Origin of the sequence: Saccharopolyspora sp. NPDC002686 (assembly GCF_040295745.1) — a bacterium.
GTDB classification, from domain to species: Bacteria; Actinomycetota; Actinomycetes; order Mycobacteriales; family Pseudonocardiaceae; genus Saccharopolyspora; species Saccharopolyspora oryzae.
Genome location: NZ_JBEOVY010000086.1, coordinates 1 through 24,164 on the forward strand (window position 1 = coordinate 1; position 24,164 = coordinate 24,164).

Below are 24,164 nucleotides of genomic sequence, written 5' to 3' on the forward strand. Positions count from 1 at the left end.
GTCGGGCATCGCCATGACTACCTCCGCTATAGGTTCAAATGTTAGTTACAAGCTCTAACACAAATATGAGGCTGTTACGGTGGGGCTGTCAAGGGAAGGGGAGAACCGGGATGGACGCAGCGCCGCGCAGCCCGCGCGAGCGGTTCCGGGAGCAGACCCGCAACGAGGCCAAGCGGGTCGCGCTCGAGCAGCTCGCCGAGTCGGGGCCTGCCGGGATATCGGTGAACGCGATCGCCAAGCGGATGGGCATCACCGGACCCGCGCTGTACCGGTACTTCGAGAACCGGGACGCGCTGCTGACCGACCTGGTGGTGGACGCCTACCGCGACCTCGGCGACGCGATCCGCGACGCGGCGCACGAGCACCGGCGGAAAGCCCCGGCGAGCAGGTTCCGCGAGCTGGCCGCGGCGTTCCGAGCGTGGGGCGTGCAGCAGCCGCACCGCTACCTGCTGCTGTTCGGCACCCCGGTCCCCGGGTTCAGCGCGCCGGAGCTCACGCTCGCCCTCGCCGACCGGGCCATCCAGCCGCTGCTGGACGCGCTGGCCGAGCTCGCCCCGGCGGACCTGCCCGCGGCGCGCACCGAGCTGGACCGGCAACTGGTCGAGTGGCGGGCGATGCGCGGCGCGGAAGCCATGCCGCCCGCGGTGGTGCAGCGGGGGTTGCAGGCGTGGACGCGGATGCACGGGCTGGTCAGCCTCGAGGTCGAGGGCCAGTTCACCGCGATGGGCATCGACCCCGAGCCGCTGTTCCGGGCTGAGGTGGCGTCGGTGCTCGACCAGTCCTGGGAGTGAGGGCCCCGCCTGCGGCCGGCCCGGGGTGGGAGGGCCGCGCCGGCCGCGGCGGTAGCTGCGGGTCAGCGCCCCTGGCGGGGCACGTGGGCCTCGATCTCGCAGTCGCCGCCCGGGTACACCAGGCTCTCGTGCCCGTCCTTGAAGCGCACGAAGTACGGTGGCGCCCCGTCCTGGCCGCGAACCTCCAGGATCTCGGCGACCTGATCGGCCTCGTCGACGTGCTTGCTGTGCACGTGCAGTTGGTCACCCACGGCTGCTCTCATGCCCATCACCTCCGCAGGCCCAGACTAAGTGACCGGGGCCACACCTCGCAGCGGAGCTCAGCCGCCCTGTCGGGAGCAGGTCGTCACGACCTGCTGGTACTTCTCCAGCTGGGCGGTCGTCCAGTCGTTGCTGGAGTCCATGCTGATCTCGCCGTCGGCGACCTGCTGGACGGACTGCTGCACGTCGAGCAGGTTCTGCCGCAGCGTCTGGTCGGCGGTCTTGTCGGCGAGCTGGCGGAGCTCGTCGACCTTGGCCTGGGCATCGGCCTTGGCCTTCTCCGGATCCGCGAAGTTGGGCATGAAGCTCGCGGCGTTGAGGGCGTGGAAGCAGGTGTCGAAGCCCTGCTTCGCGTCCTGGAGCTGCTCGCTGGCCCGGTCCAGGCCTTGCGTCGCTTCCTGGGCTTGGCCGCACGCCGCCAAGCCGGTCAGCAGCGGCACTAACAGCGCTGCTGCCACGAACTTCTTCCGAGCTCGCATCGTCCCTCCGGGGCTAGGAGCGGCACCGGGGGGTGGTGCCGCTCTTGTACCCTATCGGGCCTCGGTGACGAGATGGGTGAAATGTCGTTTCCGAGGTGATCCGAGATCGATTCGGAGTTTTTGCACTGCCGTGCCGGATGGACCGGCTACGGGTTGATCCAGGCCATGATCTCGGGTGGCAGGTCGAGCTGGGCGATCCACGGCGCCGCACCGATCCGGTAGAGCACCACCGAGCTCAGCACCACGGCCGCGATGGTCAGGGCGGGGCCGACCAGGGCCATCTCGACCTTGCCGCCGGTGGTCATCCGCATCGCCTTCGGTGGGGCGATCGGGTACCAGGTCTGGCCGGCCAGCGGCACCGGCCACAGCATCGGGCAGCCCTGCTCGGTGATCGCATCACCGAGGAAGTGCGCGACGCAGCCGAGCATCACCGCGACCCCGAACGCCGCCGGGTTGGTCGGCTGGTCGCCCGCCCACGCCCAGCAGGCGACGGTGAGCAGGAGCGAGGCCCCCGCGATCACCAGCGCGTCCATCCGCGAGGACTTGACGTGCATGAGGCCGCGGACCGCGAGCGCCGCGAAGAAGAACATCAGGATGCCGATCGCGGTGTCGTTGCCGGTCTGCGCGATGGCGGTGGTGATCAGCCCGGCTAGCACCGCGAACACCACGGTGTGCGTGAAAGCGCGGTGCGTGCCCTCGCGCTTGCCGTCGCGCTTGGTGTGGGTGAGGCGGTAGAGGAACCCGCTGATGCCGCTGAACACGGCCGATATGCCGCGCGACACCGCGCCGAAGGTGTTGGCCACCGTCGACTTCGGGTGGTCGATGTCGGGCAGCAGCGCAGCGCCGGAGCACAGCGTGGCCCCCACCACCCAGGTCTTCGGGGATAATTGCCCGAGCGCGTGCGTGTCGGCCAGGGCGGTGACGCCCGCCCACAAGGCCAAACCGCTCATCGCGTGGGTAGGTCCGGTCGACACGAGCCCCCTCCAAGATCGTCCGGTCGAATGATCACCTGTGTCGGGTCGAGCCTAGAAGAAGATCACGACACGAGGTCGACGCGCCGAACAGTGGCGCATCGCGCGCCGGAACGGCTGGTGGTCGATGCAGGGTAGAGGGCACAATCGAACGCGATAGCAGTACGCTCGTACCGCTTGCATTCTCGCGAGAGGAGCACCCCGCCACATGGGTAAGATCAAGGTTCAGGGCACCGTAGCCGAGCTCGACGGCGATGAGATGACCCGGATCATCTGGTCCTTCATCAAGGACAAGCTGGTCCACCCGTACCTGGACATCAACCTCGACTACTACGACCTGGGCATCGAGCACCGGGACGCCACCGACGACCAGGTCACGGTCGACGCCGCGAACGCCATCGCCAAGCACGGCGTCGGCGTCAAGTGCGCCACCATCACCCCGGACGAGGCGCGCGTCGACGAGTTCGGCCTCAAGAAGATGTGGCGGAGCCCGAACGGGACGATCCGCAACATCCTCGGCGGCGTCATCTTCCGCGAGCCGATCGTCATCTCCAACATCCCGCGCTACGTCCCCACCTGGACCAAGCCGATCGTCATCGGCCGTCACGCGCACGGCGACCAGTACAAGGCCAGCGACTTCAAGGTCCCCGGCCCGGGCACCGTCACGATGACCTACACGCCGGAGGACGGCAGCGAGCCGATCGAGTTCGAGGTCGCCAAGTTCGGTGAGGACGGCGGCGTCGCGATGGGCATGTACAACTACCGCAAGTCCATCGAGGAGTTCGCGCGGGCGTCGTTCCGCTACGGCCTCGAGCGCGGCTTCCCGGTCTACATGTCGACCAAGAACACGATCCTGAAGGCCTACGACGGCATGTTCAAGGACGTGTTCCAGGAGATCTTCGACGCCGAGTACAAGGCCGAGTTCGACGCCAAGGGCATCACCTACGAGCACCGCCTGATCGACGACATGGTCGCCAGCGCCCTGAAGTGGGAGGGCGGCTACGTCTGGGCCTGCAAGAACTACGACGGTGACGTCCAGTCCGACACCGTGGCGCAGGGCTTCGGCTCGCTGGGCCTGATGACCTCCGTGCTGATGACCGCCGACGGCAAGGTCGAGGCCGAGGCCGCGCACGGCACGGTCACCCGCCACTACCGCCAGCACCAGCAGGGCAAGCCGACCTCGACGAACCCGATCGCGTCGATCTTCGCCTGGACCCGCGGCCTGCAGCACCGCGGCAAGCTGGACTCGACCCCCGAGGTCATCGGCTTCGCCGAGAAGCTGGAGCAGGTCGTCATCGAGACCGTCGAGAGCGGCAAGATGACCAAGGACCTGGCGCTGCTCGTCGGCGGCGACCAGCAGTTCCAGACCACCGAGGAGTTCCTCGCGACGCTGGACGAGAACCTGCAGAAGAAGATGGCCAACAGCTGATCTTCCTCCGCGAGGTCTGAGGACGCCGCTCCCCACGAGGGGGCGGCGTTCTGCTTTCCCGGGGGCGTCACGGGGCGCGCACGAGCACCTGTGGGCGACACCCGAGGTGTTGAACGGGGCGTGCTGACGGGTGCTCCGGGTTCCCGCTGCCGGGCTGCGGCGCTGAAGCTGGGGTTGCCGCGCCCGACCAGGAGGTTCGCCGTGTTCTTCGTGCCCCGTTCACTGCTGCTCATCGGCGCCGGTGCGATCGGCGCGCTCTACTTGACGAGCACCCACGAGGTCGGTAGCGCTCCCGACCCGCCCCAGCACTGCTCGTTCCACGTCGCCGCCGACGTGCTCAACGTCCGCTCCGGGCCCGGGCCGGCGGAGCACCAGGTCGACACCCTCCGGCAGGGCGATCAGGTGAACGCGCTGCCGAACGTCGTGGACGGCTTCCGCGACCTCGGTGACGGGCGGTGGGCCGCCCAGCAGTACCTGCTGCCCGCGCCGGGTAGTGCCTGCGCACCCTGACAACCACGGGGTGGTGTGAAGCCGCGATCGGGCCTCCGCTAAGCTTTGGGGGCACGCGGACGAACACCGCTCCGCGCGATTAGCTCAGTGGGAGAGCGCTACCTTGACACGGTAGAGGTCACTGGTTCAATCCCAGTATCGCGCACCAGACGAAGCCCCGGCTGACCCCAGCCGGGGCTTCTGCCTTTCCGGGCTGGGACCGCAGCGTCCCCTGTGGACGATCTTCGGCGGTCGGCCAGTGGCACTGTTCATCGAATTCAAGCCCGGTTCCGTTAGCCGACATCTTCAGCGATCACGCACATTGATGAACATGGCGCGGGATTCTCCCGGTGCGGCTCCTGAATGAAACGGGGAGTGAAAAGAATGGCAAGGAATTCACGTTCACGCGGGAGCGTCTAGCTTTCCTCGGTTGCCAATGTCCAAAGAGGACGATCATCTGGAAAGGGTAGCCGCGCCCTCAACATTTCGTCATGTTTCCTGCTGCCTGCAAGGGGTTCGGGGCGGTAGCCACCTTCGCTTCGGGTCTGTCCAGATTGGAATAATCCGAGCGTCGTGGGGAATTCGATCACCGCTCGCACTTCACTGCCACCCGTTGTAGTGACTCGGTGCGAGATTTTCCGCCGACGCTGGTAGAGATCTATTTGGGCGGACGAAAAGGACGTCCACATCTGAAATTTCCTTGCATGGAGGAGTAGTTATGATGCGCGCTCGCTGGACGCTGGGTGCCCTTGGTGCCATGGCTACGCTCGCGATGGCACCCGCTCTACCCGCCTCGGCGCAAGCCGACTGGGGAAACTCCACGGAAATCACCAACGTCGGCAACGGGACGCACTGGGTTTCCCCGGGCGCGGGCCAGAACATCGAGACCACCACCGAGGCGACCGGGCCGTGGGGCTCGTGGACGCTCGAACAGCAGCAGGACGGCTCGACCGTCTTCCGCAACCGGGCGACTAACGAGTGCGCGGAGTCCACCATGCAGGCCAACGGGCCGGTCTTCACCGCGCCGTGCGCGGTGTGGAAGCAGGGCCAGAAGTGGGACCTGGTGCGCAGCCCGCACGGTGGCTTCGTCATCACGCCGCAGAGCCGGCCCGGCCTCGCGGTCGTCGCCGACCAGTACTACCGCGGGCCGGAGCTGATGCTCGGTCAGCGGCCGCTGGACACCGGCGGCAACTCCGACACGCCCAACGCGGTGTTCAACTTCAGGTTCTGAATTTCCCGGGGCGCTCCCGAAATCCGCCCCTGAACGGCTCTGAAGCCCGTTGGTCCGGCGCGGTCGTGCCGGACCAACGGGCTTCGCCACGTCCGCGATCACCGGTTGGGGTGATCGCTGGTGTCGTTGCCCGGGCGTGCGCGGTGTTTCCCGATAGGTTCCGGCTGCCCGTTTCGCCGGTTGGGCAGCCCGGACCTCGAGTTGCGCGTTCTCGCGGCTCCGCTCCGGGAACTCGGAAGTGCAATGAAGGGAAGCATTTGATGCGTACTGCTAAGCGCGCGCTCACCGTGGCGGCGCTGGGACTGCCACTGGTGCTGGGGATCGCGAGCCCGGCGCTGGCCGCCAACGGCAAGGGGCCGTCGAAGCCGCCGAAGGCTTCGGAGATCGTGAAGCAGCTCCAGTCGCAGGACGCGCAGAACCACACGGTCCAGAACAACATCAACGTCTCGCCGGTCACCCAGGTCAACAACGGCAAGGGCGAGCAGAACGCGATGACCTGGACCCAGCAGGGCAACACCAACGACACGGAGCAGGACGAGGGCGCCTTCCAGGACGAGGAGTGACGAGCCCGCACGACTAGCTCCGGAGAAGATGCTCGGCCCGGCGACGACGTCGCCGGGCCGAGCATCTTTCACCGCTGGGCTTGATCAGCGGTGGTGCGACTTCAGTCCTCGTCGCTCTGGGACGCGCCGGCGTTCTCCTCGGTGGAGGCGTTGTTGTCCTGGTCGACCGCGTTCACGGCGTTCTGCTCACCCTTGCTGCCCACGTGGAACTGGTAGATCGGCGAGACGTTGGAGTTCGACTGCTCGGTGGAGGCGTCCTGGTCCTGGACCTGGCTCTGGTCGTCGCTGTTCTCGTGACCACCGGCGAACGCCATTGCCGGGGCGCCGAACATGATCGGCAGGCCGAGAGCGGTAGCGGCAATGACGCGCTTGACAGAACGCATATCAGAAATACCTTTCCTGCAAATGGTGAGTAGTGCCGGATCAATCCGCGCGCCAATGCGCGAGCATGTGAAAGCGCGGGTCCTGGTAGGGATTTCTGGGATATCCCGCGGTCGGCGGGAACACCCGGAACATTAGCTGCCGGAGAGCGGCGTGCAACCCGGAATTGTTCGCCCTCACCTCATGCGGTGATCGAGAACTCGAATTGCCCTGGCATCGTACGTCGATGATTACCGCCGTCAGGGGCGAGCCGCTGGCGTTCCGCAGTTGATCCTCAGCGGCGCCGAGATGCCGGGTCAGGCGATCGGCGCTCGATCACCGTGCAGGTGGGCTGTGAGATCACTGTGGGTTAGCCGGATGCCGCGCGGATTCGACTTGCGCTCCCGCACTCCGTTCGAGCTGGAGCCGGGTAATCCTGTCGGATTCCTGAGGGCATGCCGCCATCGGGTTACTCGTGATCACCGGCCGTCGCGCCGGATGTCGATGTTGCCGCCGGATAGTGGAGATCGACGTTCTGCGGGATTACGCGCGAGCGCGCAGATCAGCTTCGTGCTCAGCGGTGCGTTGCGATTACCTGTTCGGGTCCGCCCGATCAGTGATCATCCCTTGCTCGCCAGGAGAGATCGTCTGCCGTGCGGTAAAGAAGACACGGGTTTGTTTTTCCGCTCGGACGGAGGATGACGCGAAATGTCCGATATTCGGTTGCTCGGCCGGGCCGCAGCGGGTGTTGCGTGCGCGGTGGCAGTGCTGGTCCCCGGAGCCGCTGCGGCAGCAACGGACAACAGCGCGGAGCAGAGCGCCTTCACGTTGACGGTCACCGAATCCAACCAGCAGACCAGGACGGTGACGCTGAACTGCGATCCGGTCGGCGGGAACCACCCGCAGGCGGCCGCGGCGTGCAACCAGCTCCAGCTCGTCAACGGCAACCTCCAGCGCCTGGACGCCCGGGCGGGGAACAACTGCACCAAGGACCGCCGGGACGTCAACGCCGAGGCGAAGGGGAACTGGCGCGGAACGCCGGTGGAGATCAAGCTCTCGGCGCCCAACCCCTGCGAGCTCAAGGCCCGCACCGGAGCGTTCTTCGACTTCTGATCCCGCTGTCGGAGCGGATTCAAGACTTGCCGTTGCAGGCAAGGAATGTGGCGTGAAAGTCGCCGATCTCGTGGCCCCCCTCGCGCACTCCACGGGTTCGGAGCCAAGGCGGGTTCGGGTGCTGGGCGTGACTCGGCCCGGCGAGCTGCCTGCGTCGCGTTCTCGGTGGCTTCACCGGATTCGTTTCGGTGGAGCCACCACCTCCTAGTCCGAGCGGGCATCAGCTCGGAGGGAAAACAGGAATTGCCCGGTCACAAAGGGAATCGGGGAGCAGACCGGTGGTCTGCTCCCCGATTCTCGTTCGCCGTCGGTCCGATCAGCAGCGGCCGGTCACCATCCGGTCGAGGACGATGGACTTCCCGCTGGTGACGACGACCCGGGAGGGCTTGCCGTTGTCCACGCTGATGCTGTTGACGGCCGTTCCGCCGCCGGCGACCGTGCCGAATGCGCGCTCGGTGCCGTTCACCGCGACCGAGTAGTCGGTCCGCTCGTTCTCCTTGGCCGTGCTGCTCATCTTCAACGTGACCATCGGGTAGGCCCCCTTCAGCGGGGCGGGGATGAGCGGCGAGTCGGCGTGCAGGCACTGCGCCTCGCCGACCTCCACGTTCAGCGGTGGCCCGGCCCAGGCCGTCGCGGCGACGACCGAGCTGCCGGCGGCCAGCGTTCCCAACGCGGCCAGCAGAACCGCTGCCTCGCGGCGAATTCCCATGATCTGCCTCCTGCAGGACTTCTGTGCGGGATCGCTGATGAACGCTAGAGCCGGACCGCTCGTCGCGCACGGCGAACGTCGTCGACCTCGGTGTTCACCGGCGGGCGCGTCGATCCGCGGGAAAGTCCCTTGCCCGGACGAGATTCGGCGGTGTCCGGTTCTTGATCATCCCGTGATCGGGAGCGGGATCTTACTTCGTGATCTTAATTGCGGCTGGCCGCTTTCATCATCTGATCAGTCCATCCGCGCTCTCGTGAATATGCCGCATGAACGACGCAGGGTGATCGATTGGCCGCATGGGGGGACGGAGGTCCTCTTTGGTGTGGCTGGAAATGCGGAACTCGAGGAATGGATGGCAACGTATGTCCTGCCGGTCGGCGCACCCCCAAATACCGGAAAATTCCGGGAAATACTGCCGACCTGGCGATGATCCGATCATGGATGGGAGTCAAAGGATGCGTACTTCGCTTCGTCTTATCGGTGTCACCGCTGCTTGCGCCGCTGCGCTGGCCATCGGCTCGCCTGCGTTCGCCAGTGGTGGGCACGGAAAGGACAACGGCGACAACGCGACGTCCGAAGCAGCCGGTGGTAACGGCACCGGTGGTAACGGTGGTCTGGGTGTGAACGTGCTCAGCGGTCTGAGCGTCCTGTCGAGCGGTGACGGCGGGAACGCTTCGGCCGGTAACGGCGGCAACGGTGTCGGCGGCGACGCCTCCTCCGTCGCAGGTAACGACTGACGCGACCTTGAGGCGACCATCGCCGTGATGCGCAGTTGATGAAGTGTGCCGATCCGTTCCGCGGGTCGGCACATTTCATTTTTCCTGAAGTTCTCCGGGTTTTCGTTGCGACGGCAATGGATTTGGTTCGCACCTACGGGTGATCGGGAGCGCGGACGGCATGTCGTTGGGGGAGCGCAGCAGGTTTCGGTGGGAGGGTTCCCGCGTTGATCACGGCGTCTTCCGCGGATTTCGGTGCGGGGCGCCGGACAGCAGTGGTTCCCAATCCTGATTGGAGTCTGCAGTGCGCAGTACTGTGCGTGCCTTGTTCGCCGGCCTCTCCGTGGCCGGCGTGCTCGCCATGGGAGCGTCCCCGGCGTTCGCGGCGAAGGACAAGGAGTCGTCCGACGACGACTCCACGGTCACCGCGGCTTCTGAGGGTGGCGCCGGGGGAACTGGCGGCAACGGTGGTTTCGGCGTCAACATCTGCCCGGCGATCGGTGTGCTGGCTCCGGCTACGGCGGAGTGCGGCGCGGGCAACGGTGGCAGCGCGAACGGTGGAGACGCGGATTCGTACGCCGAGGACGACAGTCACGACAAGGTGTACAAGCGCCACAAGTGAGCGCTGCGCCAGGAGATTTGCTCCCTCCTGGCCGCCGCAACGAAATGGGTCGGCTCCCGCAGCGGGAGCCGACCCATTTTCGCGCTGGTGCTCGAGGATTCAGCCCTCGTCGTCGCCGCCCGCGGCGGTGGCGGACTCGGAACCGTCCGCGCTCGCACCGTTCGGCCCGGCCGAGCACTGCGCGACCAGCGAGCCGCCGGTGAGCGAGATCGGCCGGCACAGGCTGGTCCCGCTGCCTTCCTCTCCGGACTCGCCCGCGGTGCCGCGGGTGGCGTCGGCGGAGGTGTCGGCGACTGCTGCGGGGATGGTGAGAATGCTCGGGGCGAGCACGCCGAGACCGAGCACGGCGGCGCTGCCGAGCAGGCGGAAAGAAGTGATCACTCTTGCTCCGTTCCTGGATCTCGTGCCGCTGACCGGCTCACTCCTCTTCGGTGTCCTGGCCGTCGTCCTCGGCGTACGACTCCGCGTCGCCGCCGTTGGCCGCGCCGCCGTTGCCCGCGCCGCACTCGGCCTGGCCCTTGGCCAGGATGCCGATCGCCGGGCAGACGTTCGCGCCGAAACCGCCGTTGCCGCCCTGGCCGCCGTTGCCGCCCTGGGACGCGGAGGTGACGACCGAGTCGTCGTCGGACTTCTTGTCCTTCGCGGCGAGCGCCGGGCCGGCACCCATCGCGAGCACCCCGGTCGCAGCTGCTCCGGCCAGGAGGAAACGAATCGTGTTACGCACTTCGGAAACTCCGATCTGACTGCCTGCCATTCGGTCTCGAAACGGCTGCGGGCCAGAGCTTTCGCGGCCCGGCCGCTGAGACGCGGCAAACCTTCCACCGGGGCCGTCGAGCGCACGGCCAACACGCCGGGACGTGCTGGCCGACCACACTTTCGGTTAACTGTGCGCGCTATGCGTAGCCGGATCAGCCGCCGGCCATCGCCCCGACGATCAGGTAGGGCTCCGCTCCGGCGGTGACCTGGGGCGGGAGCGGGGCGTCCGGCGATTCGTGCGAGAGGTCCTGCTCGCAGGCGAAGAACCGGATGAACGCCCGGCGCTGCTTGGTCTCGTGATCGCGGACGGTGCCGCGCAGCACCGGGAACCGCGCTTCCAGCGCGTCGAGCACCGTGCGCTGCGTCGGTTCGCCGTCGACTTCCAGGACTACCTCGCGGTCCTCGATCCTGGCCAGCGTTCGCAGGTGGTTGGGCAATCGGACGCGGATCATGGCAACGTCTGCACCTCCACCGAGAGCACCGCGGGCAGGTCGCGGACGATCGGCTTCCAGCTGTCCCCGGCGTCGGCCGACGCGTAGACCTGGCCGCCGGTGGTGCCGAAGTAGACGCCGCACTCGTCGAGCGAGTCGACCGCCATCGCATCGCGCAGAACGTTGACGTAGCAATGACTTTGGGGCAGTCCGGTGGTCAGCGGCTCCCACTCGCCGCCGCCGGTCCGGCTGCGATACACGCGCAGCTTGCCCTCCGGCGGGTAGTGCTGCTCGTCGCTCTTGATCGGCACCACGTAGACGGTGTCCGGTTCGTGCGCGTGCACGTCGATCGGGAAGCCGAAGTCGGTGGGCAGATCGCCGCTGATCTCGTACCAGGACTCGCCCGCGTCGTCGCTGCGCATCACGTCCCAGTGCTTCTGCATGAACAGCACGTTCGGCCGGTTCCGGTGCAGCGCCAGGCGGTGCACGCAGTGGCCGACCTCGGCCTCCGGTGCCGGGATGCCCTGCGAGTGCAGGCCGCGGTTGATCGGTTTCCAGGTCTGGCCGCCGTCGTCGGTGCGGAAGGCGCCCGCCGCGGAGATGGCGGTGTAGAAGCGGTTCTCGTCGTCCGGGGCCTGGATGATCGTGTGCAGGCACATGCCGCCGGCGCCGGGCTGCCAGCCGGACGCCGATCCGTGCTGGCGCAGGCCGGGCAGCTCGTGCCAGCTCTGCCCGCCGTCGGTGGTGCGGAACAGGGCGGCGTCCTCGGCCCCGGCGTAGGCGGTGTCCGGGTCGGTGGGGGACGGTTCGAGGTGCCAGATGCGGGTGAACTTCCACGGCTGCTGGCTGCCGTCGTACCACTGGTGGGTGCCGGTCGTGCCCTCGTAGGAGAAGTGGTTGTCGACCGGCTGCCAGGTCCGGCCGCCGTCGTCGGAGCGCTGGACCTGCTGGCCGAACCAGCCCAGCGACGGCGCGGCGTAGAGCCGGTCGGGGTCGGCGGGGGAGCCCTTGAGGTGGTAGGTCTCCCAGCCGCCGAAGTGCGGCCCGCTGATCTCCCAGTCCTGCCGCTTGCCGTCTGCGGTCAGGATGAACGCACCCTTGCGGGTGCCGACGAGTACTCGGACGCGGCTCATCGCTAGCTCCTGTTCTCATCGGCCGAGCTCGTCGGCCTGCTTCCGGGCTTGGGACGACCACTCGGAGGTACTGCATACTCCGTTCGCGCGCACCTCGCGAGGCCAGTCCGTCCAGTTGGACCAGCTCCGGACCGGAATCTCATCGGTCGAGGCCGAAGATTCGTCCGATTGCGCACGCCCTGTCTGACAAGTCGACGGCGTTCGTGGTGATTTGGCACATAGAAGGTTTGACGGGCGGCTCCAGTCCTCCTAGCTTGTCTGACAACAGCGAGGGAGTTCGGCATGGTGGCCAGGCGCCCGCAGCGACGACCGGTCGTGGACCTCTACGAGCGGATCGTCGAGGCGATCCGGCGGGGTACCTACCTGCCGGGCTCGACGCTGCCCTCCGAACCCGAGCTCGCCACCGACCTCGGGGTGAGCCGGCCCGCGCTGCGCGAAGCGCTGATCCTGCTGCAGGAGGACGGCGTGATCACCGTCCGGCGCGGCGTGGGGCGCACCGTCAACGACCGCCCGGCCCGGCGCGGCTTCGAACGGCTGCAACCGATCGAGCAACTGCTCGGCGCCGACGACGTCGAGGTCCGGTCGCTGGTCAGAGCGGTGGAGGAACCGACCGACCTGGTCATGCAGCACCTGCTGGTCCCGGCGCGCTGCGAAGTCCGCTTCTGGGAGAGCCTGGTCGCCGTCGACGGCGTGCCGAGCTGCCTGGTGGAGGAGTGGTGCGTGCCCGACGAGGCGCTGGCCGCCGTCGACCAGGCACTTCCCGAGGCGCTGGCGGCAGGCGGAGCTCGCACGATGCTGCACGCGGCCTCCGCCCTCGATCCGGGCTTGCCGCTCAGCGGGGCCAGCTCGGTGACCGCGACCGTGCTCGGTCGGCGCCGCGGCGAGGTCTTCGGGCGGTCACCGGACACCCCGGTCGTGCTGATCACCCAGGTCGTGTCGGTCGAGCGAACTCCGCTGATCGCGGCGAAGTACGCGCTGCCCAGCGGCGCACCCGGCATCCCGGTGCGCCAATCCCGATGAGCACCGAGAGCAGAAAGGCGCGCAACCGATGGCGTCCGAGGAAATCCTGATCGTCGACTGCGACACCGGCATCGACGACGCGCTGGCACTGCTGTACCTGCTGGCCGATCCGAGCGTGCGGATCGGGGCGGTGACAACGGTTTTCGGCAACACCGATCCGGAAACGGCGGCGCTGAACACGCTGCGGGTGCTGGAGCTGGCCGGCCGCCCGGACATCCCGGTGGCCATCGGAGCGCCCCACAACCTGCGCGGCAACCGGCACCTCGCCCCGGACGTGCACGGCGAGGACGGCCTGGGCAACACGCACCTGCCGGTCCCGGCGGTCGCGCCGATCGGCGAACCGGCGGCCGAGCTGATCGTGCGCACGGCGCGGGAGAACCCCGGCGCCGTGCACCTGCTCGCGGTCGGTCCGCTGACGAACCTGGCCGCCGCGCTGGAGCTGGAACCGGAACTGCCCCGCCTGGTCAAGCACGTCACGATCATGGGCGGCGCGATGATGCACCCGGGCAACGTCACCCCGGCCGCCGAGGCGAACATCAGCAACGACCCCGAAGCGGCGCGGATCGTGCTGCGGGCCGGCTGGCCGGTGACGCTGGTCCCGCTCGACGCCACCATGACCGAGGCGATCACCGAGGAGCAGCGGCAGCGGCTGGCCGACTTCGGCTCCCCGGTCACGACCTTCACCGCCGCGATCCTGGACCTGTACCTGGACTTCTACGCGAAGAACGCCTTCGGCGAGCGCAAGGCCGCCTGCCACGACCCGCTGGCCGCGGCGATCGCGGTGGGCGACGTCGAGCCGCTGCTGGCCCCGGTCGTCCCGGTCGACGTCGAAACCGGCGACGGACCGGCCCGGGGCATGACGGTCGCCGACCTCCGCGGCCAGTACCGCGGTTTCCCGGCGGACGCCAGCGCGACCGTGCGCGTGGTCCTGAAGACCGACCGCACCTTCGGCGAGCGCCTGGTCGAGCGCCTCTGCGGTGCGGAGGAGACCCGCGGCGCCGCGTGATCGGGTGACAGTTGTGCCCAAAACCGGCCAGGAGAGCAGTTTTGGGCACAACTGGCGCGGCGCGAAACCGCCGAGTTCGGCAAGGCCCCGGCGCAGGCGTGCCGAGCGTGCGAAACTCCGGCTCGCAGCGGAGGACTGTCAAGTTCGCACGGAATCGACACCGGGTTCTCCGAGGCTGCTGACGTGGTTTCCCGCTAGGAGGTTCCGCACGTGCGCATCAGATCGTTCGCCGCAATCGCCCTGCTGGGCGCGCTCGTCTCCGGTTGCGCCACGGCGCAGGGCGCCGGACCGGCCGACCCGCTCCCGAACCTGGCCGACCTCAAGAAGTCCATTGTGGACTACCACGAGTCCGGCCGCTGGGACGCCGACATCGCCCGCGAGAACGAGCGCGGCCAGCACTACCTAGCCCAGCGGCTGAAGCAGGGCGTGGACAAGCCCGCGATCGTGCTCGACATCGACGAGACGAGCCTGTCCACCTACGGCTACGAGGCCGACCACGACTTCGGCTACGACAAGGCCGCGTTCGACGAGTACGTGCTGTCCCGCCAGCCCACCGCGATCGCCGCGACGCGCGACCTGGTGCGGTTCGCCAACTCCAACGGCGTCGCGGTCTTCTTCGTCACCGGCCGCCGGGAAGCCCCGGAGATGCGCACGGCCACCGAGCAGGACCTCCGCGAGGAGGGCTACTCGGAGTTCGGAGCCCTCTACCTGCGGCCGGCCGACGACCACGACCCGTCGGTGGTGCCGTACAAGAGCGGAGCGCGGGCCGACATCGAGCGCCAGGGCTACCGGATCGTGCTGAACGTCGGCGACCAGAACTCCGACCTCGACGGCGGCCACGCCGAACTCGGGGTCAAGCTCCCCAACCCGATGTACAAAGTGGACTGAACTGCGCGGCCGAATCGCTATTAATAATCCCTGGAACCCGCTGGCGATAGTCGACGCTGTTCGAAGAGCGGCTCTGGCCAGCGGTTTCCGGATCTTCCGCCCCGACCGAGTTCCCGCGCCATGTCGGGGGTGGCGCGGGAACTCGATCTCTTCGGGGTTCCCGGTGCTTCGAGTCCGCGGAGGGGCTCGGCGCCGGGGTCGGGGCGGGGTCCTGGGGGTGCTGGGCTCAGGCGGAGGCGGCCAGCCAGGCCGAACGGCCGGCGTGGGTCGGCATCCAGCAGCCCGCGGCGGGTGATCCCATGTCCGGGGCCGGGTCGCTGAGCGCCAGCAGCTCGTTGATCACGTCGTGGGCCGGGCCGGTGGTGCGCCACAGGACCTTGCTCGGGAACAGCACGTCCGCCTCGTCCCCGGGCACTCGGGCCGCGTCGGCGTCGGTCTCGCCGAACAGCTGCAGGATGTCGAAGACGCCGCGGTGCACCCGGATGCCGACCACGGCGACCAGCCCACCGTCGGCATCACGCGGATGCGCGAACTGGAAGTCGCGCGCGACCAGTGCTCTCAGGCCGTTCGTAATGTCGTACATGGCGCCACCGATATCCGTCGTGAGGGCTGCGACCCCGCTCGGCGCGAGGTCTTCGCCCTTCAGGCGATCAGGTCGTCGAACTCGCCGTCCTTGGCTCCGTGGAGGAAGGCGGCGAGCTCGTCCCGGCTGTAGACCAGTGCAGGCCCTTCGGGGAAGCGGGAGTTCCGAACCGCCACTCCGCCGTCGACCGGTGCAAGCTCCACGCAGTTGCCCACCGCGCCGCTGTGACGGCTCTTGCGCCACGTCGCGTTGGGAACCTGCTTGGCAGGCATGCCGTTCTGGATGTTCGGCATCCGAACCCCACTTTCCCCCGAACTAACGCTGCACGACCATCTGCACGTGCAGTTGATCGTGCACTCAAGTTAGCAGGTGCAGATGCACGATTAAATGCACGTGCACGCGGGTGTGATGTTGATCATGATCGACATCGGGGCCGTAACCGGGCGAACGCGGCGTCGTTGGGCTCCGCTCGGAAGTCGCGATTCGGGCGCGCAGAACCGCTGTGAGCAGCGCGTTTTGATGATCGCCGTGGGTTCGGCGCGAAGGCGGTGCGGTGCGCGGGCGGACGCCGCTCAGTGCTGAAAACGGCAAAAAGTGGTCAGCGCCCGTCCGGGCGGGCGGTCCCGCTCAGGCCTGCTGCAGGGCGGCCTTGAGGGTCTTGCGGGTCTGCTCCGGCGTCTGGGCGTCGACCGCGAGCCGGTGGCTGGCCTTGCTGTAGACCTCGACGTCGTCCGGTTTGTCCAGGTAGAGCGCGCCGCAGAGGTGCTCGAGGTAGACGATGTCCGGCAGTTCCGGCTCGGCGAAGCGCAGGATGGTGAACGCGCCCTCCGCGCCCGACCGGCCGAGCTCGAACGGCAGGATCTGCAGCGTTACCGACGACAGGCTGGTCGCCTCGAGCAGGAACTCGATCTGCTCGCGTAGCACCTCGCGGCCGCCGATCGGCCGGTGCAGCACCGACTCGTCGATCACCGCCCACACCCGCGGCCCCTTCGGCTGGCTGAACAGCTTCTGCCGCTGCATCCGCAGCCGCACCCGGCGGTCCAGCTCGTCCTCGGTGAACTCCGGACGCCCCTGGGTGGCCACCGCGCGGGCGTAGCGCTCGGTCTGCAGCAGGCCCGGCACGAACTGGATCTCGTAGGTCTGGATCCGGGAGGCCGACTCCTCGAGGCCGACGTAGTCCTGGAACCAGGACGGCATCAGGTCGTTGTAGCGGTGCCACCAGCCCGGTTCGTTGGAGCGGCGGACCAGGTCCAAAAAGGACTCGCGTTCGACGCCGTCGCTGACGCCGTACAGGGTCAGCAGGTCGGCGACGTCGCGTTCCTTGAAGCCGACCCGGCCGAGCTCGAGCCGACTGATCTTCGAACCGGAGCCGCGGATGGCGTACCCGGCGTCCTCGCGGGAGATCCCGCTCGCTTCGCGCAACCGGCGCAGCTGACTGCCGAGCACGAGGCGGCGCGCAGTGGGACCGCTGCTCGTGGCGCTGTCCGGGGCCACGCGAGACCTCCTGAGGGGGGAACACTACGACAGCTAGTCGTGATCCAGCTGTGGAACGTTACGCGAGGGGATAGTAGTGGAATCCGTGCCCAGGTCGAGCGGCTTGCCCGGATCGGACGCACCTACCGGCCCGTAACCTGGAGAAATCGAGCAAATACCCTGCGTTCGCAGTAGCGGTTCAGTTCTCGAACGTCTGGACCGACGTCGGGCCGTCGTGCCAGGTGGCGATCAGCGAGGACGCTGCGCCGTCGGTGGTGAACTCGACGCGCAGCCAGCCGGGCTGTTCCCAGGTCTGCACCGTGTACCCCGCGCGCGGGGTGGCCGAGATCAGCGTTGCGCGTTCGGGGAGCACTTCGAGCACCACCGTGCCGCCGGCGACGTCGTAGGTGCGCACGTCCTCGGCGCCGTCCGGTTCCTCGCTCGCCGTGGTGGCTTCGGGCGTCGGAGTGTCCACTGTGGTGGGTTCTGCGGTGGTGGTCGGCGGCGGCTCGCTGGGCGGCGGGGGTGGCGGTGGCTCGGGAGGAGGCGGCGGCTCCGTCGATGTCGCGGTGACAGCGCGGGCCACCGGTGGCGGATCCGGTCGGTCGAACACCGCGCCGTGGATGACGTCGCGCACGCCGAGCCAGGTCACCGTGACGGCAGCAGCGGTCGCCGCCAGCCACACGCCTGCGTAGGTGAATGCTCGATGGATGCGCACGGGAGCGCAATCATCCACGCTCGCGCCGACTCCGCGCAACCAGCCGAACCCGCACCGCTGCCGGCGGGGTGGGGAGGTCCACCGAAACACGAATGACTCTCATCGTCCCGTTATGGTGCCCGCCATGGCTGTGGTGCTGGTTGTCGAGGACGATCCGGTGGTGCGCGCTGCGCTGATCCGGGACCTGACCGCGCGCGACTGGGTGGTACGCAGCGTCGGCACGGCCCTCGACTCGCTGCGCGAAGTGTCCGAACACCCGCCGGACGTCATCATCCTCGACCTCGGGCTGCCCGACCTCGACGGCGGCGAGACCCTCAAGATGATCCGCGGCGTCTCCGACGTGCCCACCATCGTCGCGACGGCCCGCGACGACGAGACCGAGATCGTCCGCCTGCTGCGCGCCGGCGCCGACGACTACCTGGTCAAGCCGTTCTCCAGCGAACACCTCAACGCCCGCATCGAAGCCGTGCTGCGCCGCGCTCGCGGTGCGCAGCCGGCGCAGCTGATCACCGTCGGCGGGCTGCGCATCGACCCGGAGAGCCGGGTGGTCGTGCTCGACGACGTCGAGCTGGAGCTGACCCGCCGGGAGTTCGACCTGCTGACCTACCTCGCCTCGCGGCCGGGGCGGGTGGTGCCGCGCCGCGAGCTGCTGTCCCAGGTGTGGCGGCAGTCCTACGGCGACGACCAGACGATCGACGTCCACCTGTCCTGGCTGCGCCGGAAGCTGGGGGAGAGCGCGGCCGAACCCCGGTACCTGCACACGGTGCGCGGCGTCGGGGTCAAGCTCGTGGAACCGGAATGAGGCGCACGGTCGTCCTGGTGGCGCTGGCGGTGACCTCGATGGTCGCGCTGGCGTTCCTCATCCCGCTCGGCCTGGTGGTCCGCGAGATGGCCCGTGACCAGGCGATCTCCAACGCCGAGCGGCAGGCCGTCGCGCTGGCGCCGGTGCTGGCGACCACCGACGACCACGGGCTGATCGGCAAGGCGGTGGCCAGCACCGGAGCAGGTCAGGCGGGGCGTCTCGCAGTGCACTTGCCGGACGGCGGCGTGATCGGGACCAGCCGGGCCGGGGAGGTTCGCCTGGCGTTGGCCGATGCGCGGACCTCGACCCTCGAAGTGCCGGGCGGGGCGGCGTTCGTGCAGCCGATCGCACTCGACGGCGGGCGCACGGCGATCGCGGAGGTCTTCGTCCCGGAGGCCGATCAGACCCGCGGGGTGCTGCGGTCCTGGCTGATCCTCGGCGCGGTCGGGTTGTTGCTGGTGCTCGGTTCTCTGCTGGTCGCGGACCGGTTGGCGGCGCGGATGGTGCGCGCGACGATCCGGCTGGCCGATGCTTCCTCGGCGTTGGGCGCGGGGGATCTCGGCGTCCGGGTGGATCCGAGCGGTCCGCCGGAGCTGGTGGCGGCCGGGCGGGCCTTCAACACCATGGCCGACCGCGTGCGCCAGCTGCTCGCCGCGGAGCGGGAGATGGCGGCGGACCTGTCGCACCGGCTGCGCACCCCGCTGACCGCGCTTCGCTTGAACGCCGAAGCGCTGGGCCACGATCAAGCCGCCGAGCAGACCCGGATCGCCATCGACCGGCTGGAGCGCGAGGTGGACCTGGTCATCACCAGCGCCCGCCGCGCAGGTCCGGGGGAGGACGCGGACTGCGACGTCGCGGCGCTGCTGCGGGAACGGCTCGAGTTCTGGTCGGCGCTGGCCGAGGACCAGCAACGGCCGTGGGGCTTGCGCGGTGCGGACGGGTCCGTCCTGGTTCCGGTGCCGAGCGCGGAGCTGGCGGCGGCGGTGGACGCCGTGGTGGGCAACGTCTTCCGGCACACCCCGGAGGCCACCCAGTTCGTGGTGTCGTTGCAGCGCAACGATGGTGTGGTCGGCGTGATCGTGGAGGACGCGGGGCCGGGCGTGGCGGAGCTGTCCGAGGCCGTGCAGCGCGGTCGCAGCAGTGCCGGTTCGACCGGGCTGGGCCTCGACATCGCGCGCCGGGTCGCGGAGTCGACCGGAGGCCGCCTCGTCGTCGATCGCTCGAGCCTCGGCGGAGCCCGGGTCTGCATGTGGCTCTGGCAGCGCCCGGCGGCACCTCGGCAGACCCGCCGCCGCGACCGCCGCCGCACCCGCCCGCATCGGTGAGCCCGGCTGAGGTCGAGTCGTCCCTGGTCAAGACCCGTGAGCACTTTGTGTCGCTATAGAACCCAAAGTACTCACGGCCCCTGACCAGCGGAAACGCGCGCTCCTTGGGGTGGCCGGAGTCGGTGCGACCACGTGGGGTGATCGTCAGGGGTGGTGGTTACGCTCGCAGACGTGCTGACTGTGTCGACCGTCAACGTCAACGGCCTGCGCGCCGCTTCCAAGAAGGGCTTCGTGGAGTGGCTGGCCGCCACCGAAGCCGACGTCATCTGCATGCAGGAGACGCGCGCGGAGCCCGACCAGCTCACCGCCGCCGTCCGCGAACCCGAGGGGTGGCACACCCTGCTCGCCCCGGCCGCGGCGAAGGGCCGCGCCGGCGTCGCGATCTACAGCCGCACCGAGCCCGAAGCGGTGCGCATCGGTTTCGGCTCCGCGGAGTTCGACGAGAGCGGCCGGTACGCGGAGATCGACCTGCCGGGGCTGGTGATCGGCAGCCTCTACCTGCCCAGCGGCGAGGTGGGCACCGAGCGCCAGGACGAGAAGGAACGCTTCATGAAGGAGTTCCGCGCGTACCTGGACGGCCTCCGCGAGCGCGCCGCTGCCGAGGGGCGCGAGGTGCTGGTGTGCGGTGACTGGAACATCGCCCACCAGGAGGTCGACCTGAAGAACTGGAAGGCCAACCGCAAGGCGGCGGGCTTCCTCCCGGAGGAGAGGGCCTGGCTGACCAGCCTCTACGAGGGTGGCTACGCCGACGTGGTCCGCCACCTCCACCCGGAAGGCCCCGGCCCGTACTCCTGGTGGTCCTACCGGGGCAAGGCCTTCGACAACGACTCGGGCTGGCGCATCGACCTCCACGTGGCCACCCCTGGCCTGGTGGAGAAGGCGACGTCGGCGGTGGTCGAACGAGCCGAGACCTACGACCAGCGCTGGTCCGACCACGCCCCGGTCACAGTGACCTTCGACGTCTGAGTTCGTGCGCCCGAGCCGCTGATCTGCTGCGGCTCGGGCGGTGGGGCCGTCATCGCTTCTGGTAGGTCAGGTGGACGACTCCTCCTGGTTTGGGGTCGGCGCTGGTCAGGTCGAAGTGGTCCGGGCTGAATTCGCCGTCGAACAAGGGGATTCCGGCTCCGGCGACGACCGGGTTGAGCTTGATGATCAGCTCGTCGACCTCCGGGCGCAGGGTTGCCGCCAGCTTCGCGCCGCCGACCAGCCAGATCTTCTTGCCCGGTTCGGCTTTCAGCTCGCGGACCTTCTCGAGCGGGTCCGTCGCGACGAGTTGCACTCCGGGGTCCGGGCTTTCGGCCATCGTTCGCGAGAACACGTAGTGCGCCAGGTGCGCGTACGCGTTGGTCACTCCCGCTTGCAGGCCGATCTCGTAGGAGTTGCGGCCTTCGACGACCGTGTCGAAGTGCTTCGCTTCGACGTCGGCGATGCCGAGCGGTTCGCGCAGGTGGGTCGGGATGATTTCCGGGAATTCGGCTAGCAGTGCCGGGATGTACTCGGGTGTCGGCGCCATGAGCCCGGTGGTGCTCGGGTCCGAGCGGTCCGGGGCGGCGATGAAGCCGTCGATCGTCATGGCGGCGCAGTAGGTGAGCTTTCGCAAGGTGCTTCCTCCGGGGTTCAGCGCTTGGCGTAGGTCAGGTGGACGACGCCGCTGTCGAAGACCTGGGTGTCGGTCAGGTCGAACTGCTCGGGGCCGAATTCCCCGTCGAACAGCGGGATTCCGGCTCCGGCGACGACCGGGTGCAGCTTGATGAACAGCTCGTCGATCTCCGGACGCAGCGTTGCCGCGAGCTTTCCGCCACCGCAGAGCCAGATGCCCATCCCGTTCTCCTGCTTGAGCTTTCGCACGTGCTCGAGCGGGTCGGTGGCGACGAATTCCACCGTGGGATCGGGACTTTCGGTGGTCGTGCGGGAGAACACGATGTTGCGCAGGTGCTGGTAGGCGTTCGTCATGCCGTCGCGCACGCCGACCTCCCAGGTGCTGCGCCCCTGCAGGACCGTGTCGAAGTGCTTGTTCGGCGCGTCTTCGAGGCCGAGCAGCGGGCGGAGCTGCGTCGGCATGATCTCCGGGAACTCGTCGCGGGTCGGTTGGGCGTGGTCGCCCTCGTGCAGGAAGAAGTCCGGAGCGGTGTTGTCCGGGCCGGTGATGAAGCCGTCGATGGTCGAGGCGATCAAGTAGGTGAGCTTTCGCATCTGTTCCTTCCGAGAAACCACTGCGGATGTAGTGCTTCAAATGTAGTACTATGGCCGTAGTGGTTGTCAACCGGCAATTTCTGGAGGAGCGATGGTGCAGAACCAGGAGCGGCGGATCGCGCTGGTCGACGCGGCGATCGAGGTGCTGGCGCGCGACGGCGCGCGGGGCCTGACCTTCCGCGCGGTGGACGCCGAGGCGGGCGTGCCCAAGGGCACCGCGTCGAACTACTTCGCCAACCGCGATGACCTGCTCAACCAGGTCGGCGCGCACATCCACCACCGGCTGACGCTCGACCCGGCGGGCGTCGAATCAGCCCAGCTGCCGCCGTCACCGGAACTGCTCACCGAGCTGATGCGCGCGCTCTACCACCACATCTCCCGCGACCGCACCGGTTGGCTCGCGCTGCTGGAACTCCGCCTGGAAGCCACCCGCCGCCCGGAACTCCAAGCGGCGCTGACGAAAACCCTCCGCGACAACCTGAACATGAACGTCGAAGGCCACCGCGCGTCCGGCATCCCCGGCGACGACATGACCACGGTCCTGCTCTACTACGCGATGACGGGCCTGATCCTGGAACACCTGACGGTCCCCGAAGTCCTGGCGGACTTCGACGAGAACGACCTCATCGCCACCTTAGTGAACCGCTCCCTCGCCACCTGACCCGAGCGCTGGACGACGTCAGCGGGCGATCAGGTCGTTCAGCGGGGTGCTGGGGTTGGCCAGCGCTTTCGCGTCGACCGTCGTTCCCGAGGTGATCAGGGTTTTCAGCTGGTCCTGGACGTCCCAGATGTTGACGTTCATCGCCGCCAGGACCCGGCCACCGTCGAGCCAGAAGGCGATGAACTCCCGGTTCGGCACGTCGCCCCGGAAGACCACCTGGTCGTAGTCGCCCGGTTCGGCGTAGCCGAGGTACTCCATTCCCAGGTCGTACTGATCTGTGAAGAAGTAGGGGAGTTCCGAGTACTCCGCGTCCCGGCCCAGCATCGAGGCCGCTGCGGTCGCCGGCTGGTTCAGCGCGTTCGCCCAGTGCTCCACGCGGATCTGCTTGCCCAGCAACGGGTTGAAGGCGTTGGCCACGTCGCCGGCCGCCACGATGTTCGGGTCCGGGGTGCGCAGCGAGGCGTCCACCAGGACGCCGTTGTCCACTCGCAGGCCGGCTTGCTGGGCCAGCGCGACGTCCGGGGCCGCACCAACGGCGACCAGCACCGCTTCGGCGGGGAGGTCGGTGCCGTCGGTCAGGCGGACACCGGTCGCGCGGCCGTCGGTCACGAGGATCTCGTCGACCGCGGAGCCGAAGCGGAAGTCGACGTCGTGCGCGCGGTGCAGGTCCGCGAACACCTGGGCGACCTCGGAGCCGAGCACCCGCAGCAGCGGCAGCTCGGTGGTCTCGACGACGGTCACGGCCACGTCGGCGGCGCGGGCCGCGGCGGTGACCTCCAGGCCGATCCAGCCCGCGCCGATCACGACGAGCCGATCGATCTCGGCCAAGGTCTGCTTGATGCGGTCGGAGTCCTCGACCCGGCGCAGGTACAGCACGCCTTCGGCGTCGACGCCGGGCACCGGCAGGGACCGGGGGTGCGCGCCGGTGGCGAGCAGGAGCTTGTCGAACTCGATGCGGGTGCCGTCGGTGAGCTCGACCTGGCGCAGCGACCGGTCGATGCGCTGCACCGTCATCCCGAGCTGCAGGTCCACCCGGTTGTCGGCGTACCAGTTCTCGTCGTGCACGTAGGCGGCGTCGAACCCGGCGTTGCCCAGCAGGTAGTCCTTGGACAGCGGCGGTCGCTCGTAGGGGCGGTGCGGTTCGTCGCCGAACAGCGAGATCCGCCCGTCGAACCCCAGCTCCCGCAGCGCCTCAGCGCCCTTGGCCCCGGCCATCCCGGCGCCCACGATCACGAACCTCTCCGAATCGCCCACGGCCGACCTCGCTCCCACCGGTTTCCACTGGCACCGAGCGTCGGTCCCCGGGTTCGGTCCGGCAACCCAGAGCGGCGAAGGGCCCCTCCGGCCGAACCGGGGGGGGGGGGCCAACCCGCCGAACCACTTGGGGGGGGGCATTTACGCAGTTTGAAATTTAAAAATTTTAAGCCCGGGGGGGGGTGCG

The 24,164-nt window shown here is 68.6% G+C and carries 31 protein-coding genes and 1 tRNA gene; 16 read left to right on the plus strand and 16 right to left on the minus strand.

Annotation, left to right across the window (positions count from 1 at the left end; translation table 11 throughout):
* The first annotated feature begins 110 nt into the window (after positions 1 to 110).
* Positions 111 to 791: a TetR/AcrR family transcriptional regulator gene (locus ABTZ89_RS14080; protein ID WP_351044258.1), complete on the plus strand. Its 681-nt coding sequence runs from the start codon at positions 111 to 113 to the stop codon at positions 789 to 791.
* A 62-nt stretch (positions 792 to 853) separates the two neighbouring features.
* Here ABTZ89_RS14080 and ABTZ89_RS14085 read toward each other — a convergent pair whose 3' ends face one another.
* From ABTZ89_RS14085 to ABTZ89_RS14095, 3 genes are all read right to left on the minus strand, one after another.
* A complete protein-coding gene (locus tag ABTZ89_RS14085) occupies positions 854 to 1,054 on the minus strand; it encodes a DUF1918 domain-containing protein (protein ID WP_270948448.1) in 201 nt (66 codons plus the stop codon).
* Positions 1,055 to 1,111: 57 nt separating this feature from the next.
* Positions 1,112 to 1,531, minus strand: a complete 420-nt coding sequence (locus ABTZ89_RS14090) for a DUF8711 family protein (RefSeq protein ID WP_270948447.1) — start codon at positions 1,529 to 1,531, stop codon at positions 1,112 to 1,114.
* A 146-nt stretch (positions 1,532 to 1,677) separates the two neighbouring features.
* Positions 1,678 to 2,505, minus strand: coding sequence for a metal-dependent hydrolase (locus ABTZ89_RS14095; RefSeq protein ID WP_270948446.1), 828 nt, complete (start codon positions 2,503 to 2,505; stop codon positions 1,678 to 1,680).
* A 205-nt stretch (positions 2,506 to 2,710) separates the two neighbouring features.
* Between ABTZ89_RS14095 and ABTZ89_RS14100 the strand changes: the two genes are divergently transcribed.
* From ABTZ89_RS14100 to ABTZ89_RS14120, 5 genes are all read left to right on the plus strand, one after another.
* Complete coding sequence (locus ABTZ89_RS14100; RefSeq protein WP_270948445.1) at positions 2,711 to 3,931, plus strand: NADP-dependent isocitrate dehydrogenase; 1,221 nt, start codon at positions 2,711 to 2,713, stop codon at positions 3,929 to 3,931.
* Between the two features lie 120 nt (positions 3,932 to 4,051).
* Entirely contained in the window at positions 4,052 to 4,441 is a 390-nt protein-coding gene (locus ABTZ89_RS14105; RefSeq protein WP_351044264.1) for an SH3 domain-containing protein, read from the plus strand.
* 73 nt (positions 4,442 to 4,514) lie between these two features.
* Positions 4,515 to 4,589, plus strand: a tRNA-Val gene (locus ABTZ89_RS14110).
* Positions 4,590 to 5,177: 588 nt separating this feature from the next.
* Positions 5,178 to 5,651, plus strand: coding sequence for a ricin-type beta-trefoil lectin domain protein (locus ABTZ89_RS14115; RefSeq protein WP_351044267.1), 474 nt, complete (start codon positions 5,178 to 5,180; stop codon positions 5,649 to 5,651).
* 260 nt (positions 5,652 to 5,911) lie between these two features.
* A complete protein-coding gene (locus ABTZ89_RS14120) occupies positions 5,912 to 6,214 on the plus strand; it encodes a hypothetical protein (RefSeq protein ID WP_270948442.1) in 303 nt (100 codons plus the stop codon).
* A 101-nt stretch (positions 6,215 to 6,315) separates the two neighbouring features.
* Here the strand turns inward: ABTZ89_RS14120 and ABTZ89_RS14125 are convergent, their stop codons facing one another.
* A complete protein-coding gene (locus ABTZ89_RS14125) occupies positions 6,316 to 6,597 on the minus strand; it encodes a hypothetical protein (RefSeq protein ID WP_270948441.1) in 282 nt (93 codons plus the stop codon).
* A gap of 685 nt (positions 6,598 to 7,282) precedes the next feature.
* On the opposite strand from ABTZ89_RS14125, the gene ABTZ89_RS14130 reads away from it, so the two are divergent.
* Complete coding sequence (locus ABTZ89_RS14130) at positions 7,283 to 7,687, plus strand: SSI family serine proteinase inhibitor (protein WP_351044271.1); 405 nt, start codon at positions 7,283 to 7,285, stop codon at positions 7,685 to 7,687.
* Positions 7,688 to 8,003: 316 nt separating this feature from the next.
* Here ABTZ89_RS14130 and ABTZ89_RS14135 read toward each other — a convergent pair whose 3' ends face one another.
* Entirely contained in the window at positions 8,004 to 8,396 is a 393-nt protein-coding gene (locus tag ABTZ89_RS14135) for a hypothetical protein (protein ID WP_270948439.1), read from the minus strand.
* Between the two features lie 455 nt (positions 8,397 to 8,851).
* Here ABTZ89_RS14135 and ABTZ89_RS14140 point away from each other — a divergent pair, with 455 nt between their 5' ends.
* Positions 8,852 to 9,133 carry a hypothetical protein gene (locus ABTZ89_RS14140; RefSeq protein ID WP_270948438.1) on the plus strand — a complete coding sequence of 94 codons (282 nt, stop codon included), beginning with the start codon at positions 8,852 to 8,854 and terminating at the stop codon, positions 9,131 to 9,133.
* 295 nt (positions 9,134 to 9,428) lie between these two features.
* Positions 9,429 to 9,734 carry a hypothetical protein gene (locus tag ABTZ89_RS14145; RefSeq protein WP_351044313.1) on the plus strand — a complete coding sequence of 102 codons (306 nt, stop codon included), beginning with the start codon at positions 9,429 to 9,431 and terminating at the stop codon, positions 9,732 to 9,734.
* A 99-nt stretch (positions 9,735 to 9,833) separates the two neighbouring features.
* Here ABTZ89_RS14145 and ABTZ89_RS14150 read toward each other — a convergent pair whose 3' ends face one another.
* The 4 genes from ABTZ89_RS14150 to ABTZ89_RS14165 all read right to left on the minus strand — a co-directional run bounded on the left by ABTZ89_RS14150 (position 9,834) and on the right by ABTZ89_RS14165 (position 12,054).
* Positions 9,834 to 10,115: a hypothetical protein gene (locus ABTZ89_RS14150; RefSeq protein ID WP_351044274.1), complete on the minus strand. Its 282-nt coding sequence runs from the start codon at positions 10,113 to 10,115 to the stop codon at positions 9,834 to 9,836.
* A gap of 37 nt (positions 10,116 to 10,152) precedes the next feature.
* Positions 10,153 to 10,458 carry a hypothetical protein gene (locus ABTZ89_RS14155; RefSeq protein ID WP_270948435.1) on the minus strand — a complete coding sequence of 102 codons (306 nt, stop codon included), beginning with the start codon at positions 10,456 to 10,458 and terminating at the stop codon, positions 10,153 to 10,155.
* 184 nt (positions 10,459 to 10,642) lie between these two features.
* A complete protein-coding gene (locus ABTZ89_RS14160; RefSeq protein ID WP_351044277.1) occupies positions 10,643 to 10,942 on the minus strand; it encodes a MoaD/ThiS family protein in 300 nt (99 codons plus the stop codon).
* Positions 10,939 to 12,054, minus strand: a complete 1,116-nt coding sequence (locus ABTZ89_RS14165; protein WP_351044280.1) for a WD40/YVTN/BNR-like repeat-containing protein — start codon at positions 12,052 to 12,054, stop codon at positions 10,939 to 10,941. Before ABTZ89_RS14165 ends, ABTZ89_RS14160 begins: the two co-directional genes overlap by 4 nt.
* Before the next feature lie 282 nt (positions 12,055 to 12,336).
* On the opposite strand from ABTZ89_RS14165, the gene ABTZ89_RS14170 reads away from it, so the two are divergent.
* The 3 genes from ABTZ89_RS14170 to ABTZ89_RS14180 all read left to right on the plus strand — a co-directional run bounded on the left by ABTZ89_RS14170 (position 12,337) and on the right by ABTZ89_RS14180 (position 14,968).
* The gene (locus ABTZ89_RS14170) at positions 12,337 to 13,074 is read left to right on the plus strand and encodes a GntR family transcriptional regulator (protein ID WP_351044283.1); all 738 of its coding nucleotides are present in this window, start codon (positions 12,337 to 12,339) and stop codon (positions 13,072 to 13,074) included.
* A 28-nt stretch (positions 13,075 to 13,102) separates the two neighbouring features.
* Positions 13,103 to 14,080, plus strand: a complete 978-nt coding sequence (locus ABTZ89_RS14175) for a nucleoside hydrolase (protein WP_351044286.1) — start codon at positions 13,103 to 13,105, stop codon at positions 14,078 to 14,080.
* A 210-nt stretch (positions 14,081 to 14,290) separates the two neighbouring features.
* Entirely contained in the window at positions 14,291 to 14,968 is a 678-nt protein-coding gene (locus ABTZ89_RS14180) for an HAD family acid phosphatase (RefSeq protein ID WP_351044288.1), read from the plus strand.
* A gap of 226 nt (positions 14,969 to 15,194) precedes the next feature.
* Here ABTZ89_RS14180 and ABTZ89_RS14185 read toward each other — a convergent pair whose 3' ends face one another.
* From ABTZ89_RS14185 to ABTZ89_RS14200, 4 genes are all read right to left on the minus strand, one after another.
* Entirely contained in the window at positions 15,195 to 15,551 is a 357-nt protein-coding gene (locus ABTZ89_RS14185; protein WP_270948429.1) for a hypothetical protein, read from the minus strand.
* A 59-nt stretch (positions 15,552 to 15,610) separates the two neighbouring features.
* The gene (locus ABTZ89_RS14190; protein WP_270948428.1) at positions 15,611 to 15,844 is read right to left on the minus strand and encodes a DUF397 domain-containing protein; all 234 of its coding nucleotides are present in this window, start codon (positions 15,842 to 15,844) and stop codon (positions 15,611 to 15,613) included.
* 334 nt (positions 15,845 to 16,178) lie between these two features.
* Positions 16,179 to 17,045 carry a Sco1979 family transcriptional regulator gene (locus ABTZ89_RS14195; RefSeq protein ID WP_270948427.1) on the minus strand — a complete coding sequence of 289 codons (867 nt, stop codon included), beginning with the start codon at positions 17,043 to 17,045 and terminating at the stop codon, positions 16,179 to 16,181.
* A gap of 178 nt (positions 17,046 to 17,223) precedes the next feature.
* Positions 17,224 to 17,742, minus strand: a complete 519-nt coding sequence (locus tag ABTZ89_RS14200; RefSeq protein ID WP_351044293.1) for a hypothetical protein — start codon at positions 17,740 to 17,742, stop codon at positions 17,224 to 17,226.
* Between the two features lie 124 nt (positions 17,743 to 17,866).
* Here ABTZ89_RS14200 and ABTZ89_RS14205 point away from each other — a divergent pair, with 124 nt between their 5' ends.
* The 3 genes from ABTZ89_RS14205 to ABTZ89_RS14215 all read left to right on the plus strand — a co-directional run bounded on the left by ABTZ89_RS14205 (position 17,867) and on the right by ABTZ89_RS14215 (position 20,835).
* Positions 17,867 to 18,544, plus strand: a complete 678-nt coding sequence (locus ABTZ89_RS14205; protein WP_270948425.1) for a response regulator transcription factor — start codon at positions 17,867 to 17,869, stop codon at positions 18,542 to 18,544.
* On the plus strand, positions 18,541 to 19,869 hold the full coding sequence (locus tag ABTZ89_RS14210) for a sensor histidine kinase (protein WP_351044297.1): 1,329 nt from the start codon (positions 18,541 to 18,543) through the stop codon (positions 19,867 to 19,869). The genes ABTZ89_RS14205 and ABTZ89_RS14210 overlap by 4 nt, the downstream gene beginning before the upstream one ends.
* Before the next feature lie 171 nt (positions 19,870 to 20,040).
* Positions 20,041 to 20,835, plus strand: coding sequence for an exodeoxyribonuclease III (locus ABTZ89_RS14215; protein WP_351044300.1), 795 nt, complete (start codon positions 20,041 to 20,043; stop codon positions 20,833 to 20,835).
* Positions 20,836 to 20,884: 49 nt separating this feature from the next.
* On the opposite strand, the gene ABTZ89_RS14220 is transcribed toward ABTZ89_RS14215, so the two are convergent.
* Positions 20,885 to 21,469: a dihydrofolate reductase family protein gene (locus tag ABTZ89_RS14220; protein WP_351044303.1), complete on the minus strand. Its 585-nt coding sequence runs from the start codon at positions 21,467 to 21,469 to the stop codon at positions 20,885 to 20,887.
* Positions 21,470 to 21,486: 17 nt separating this feature from the next.
* Complete coding sequence (locus ABTZ89_RS14225) at positions 21,487 to 22,062, minus strand: dihydrofolate reductase family protein (RefSeq protein ID WP_351044306.1); 576 nt, start codon at positions 22,060 to 22,062, stop codon at positions 21,487 to 21,489.
* A gap of 91 nt (positions 22,063 to 22,153) precedes the next feature.
* On the opposite strand from ABTZ89_RS14225, the gene ABTZ89_RS14230 reads away from it, so the two are divergent.
* Entirely contained in the window at positions 22,154 to 22,723 is a 570-nt protein-coding gene (locus ABTZ89_RS14230; RefSeq protein WP_351044309.1) for a TetR/AcrR family transcriptional regulator, read from the plus strand.
* A gap of 18 nt (positions 22,724 to 22,741) precedes the next feature.
* Here ABTZ89_RS14230 and ABTZ89_RS14235 read toward each other — a convergent pair whose 3' ends face one another.
* Entirely contained in the window at positions 22,742 to 23,977 is a 1,236-nt protein-coding gene (locus tag ABTZ89_RS14235; protein ID WP_270948419.1) for an NAD(P)/FAD-dependent oxidoreductase, read from the minus strand.
* Positions 23,978 to 24,164: the final 187 nt, after the last annotated feature.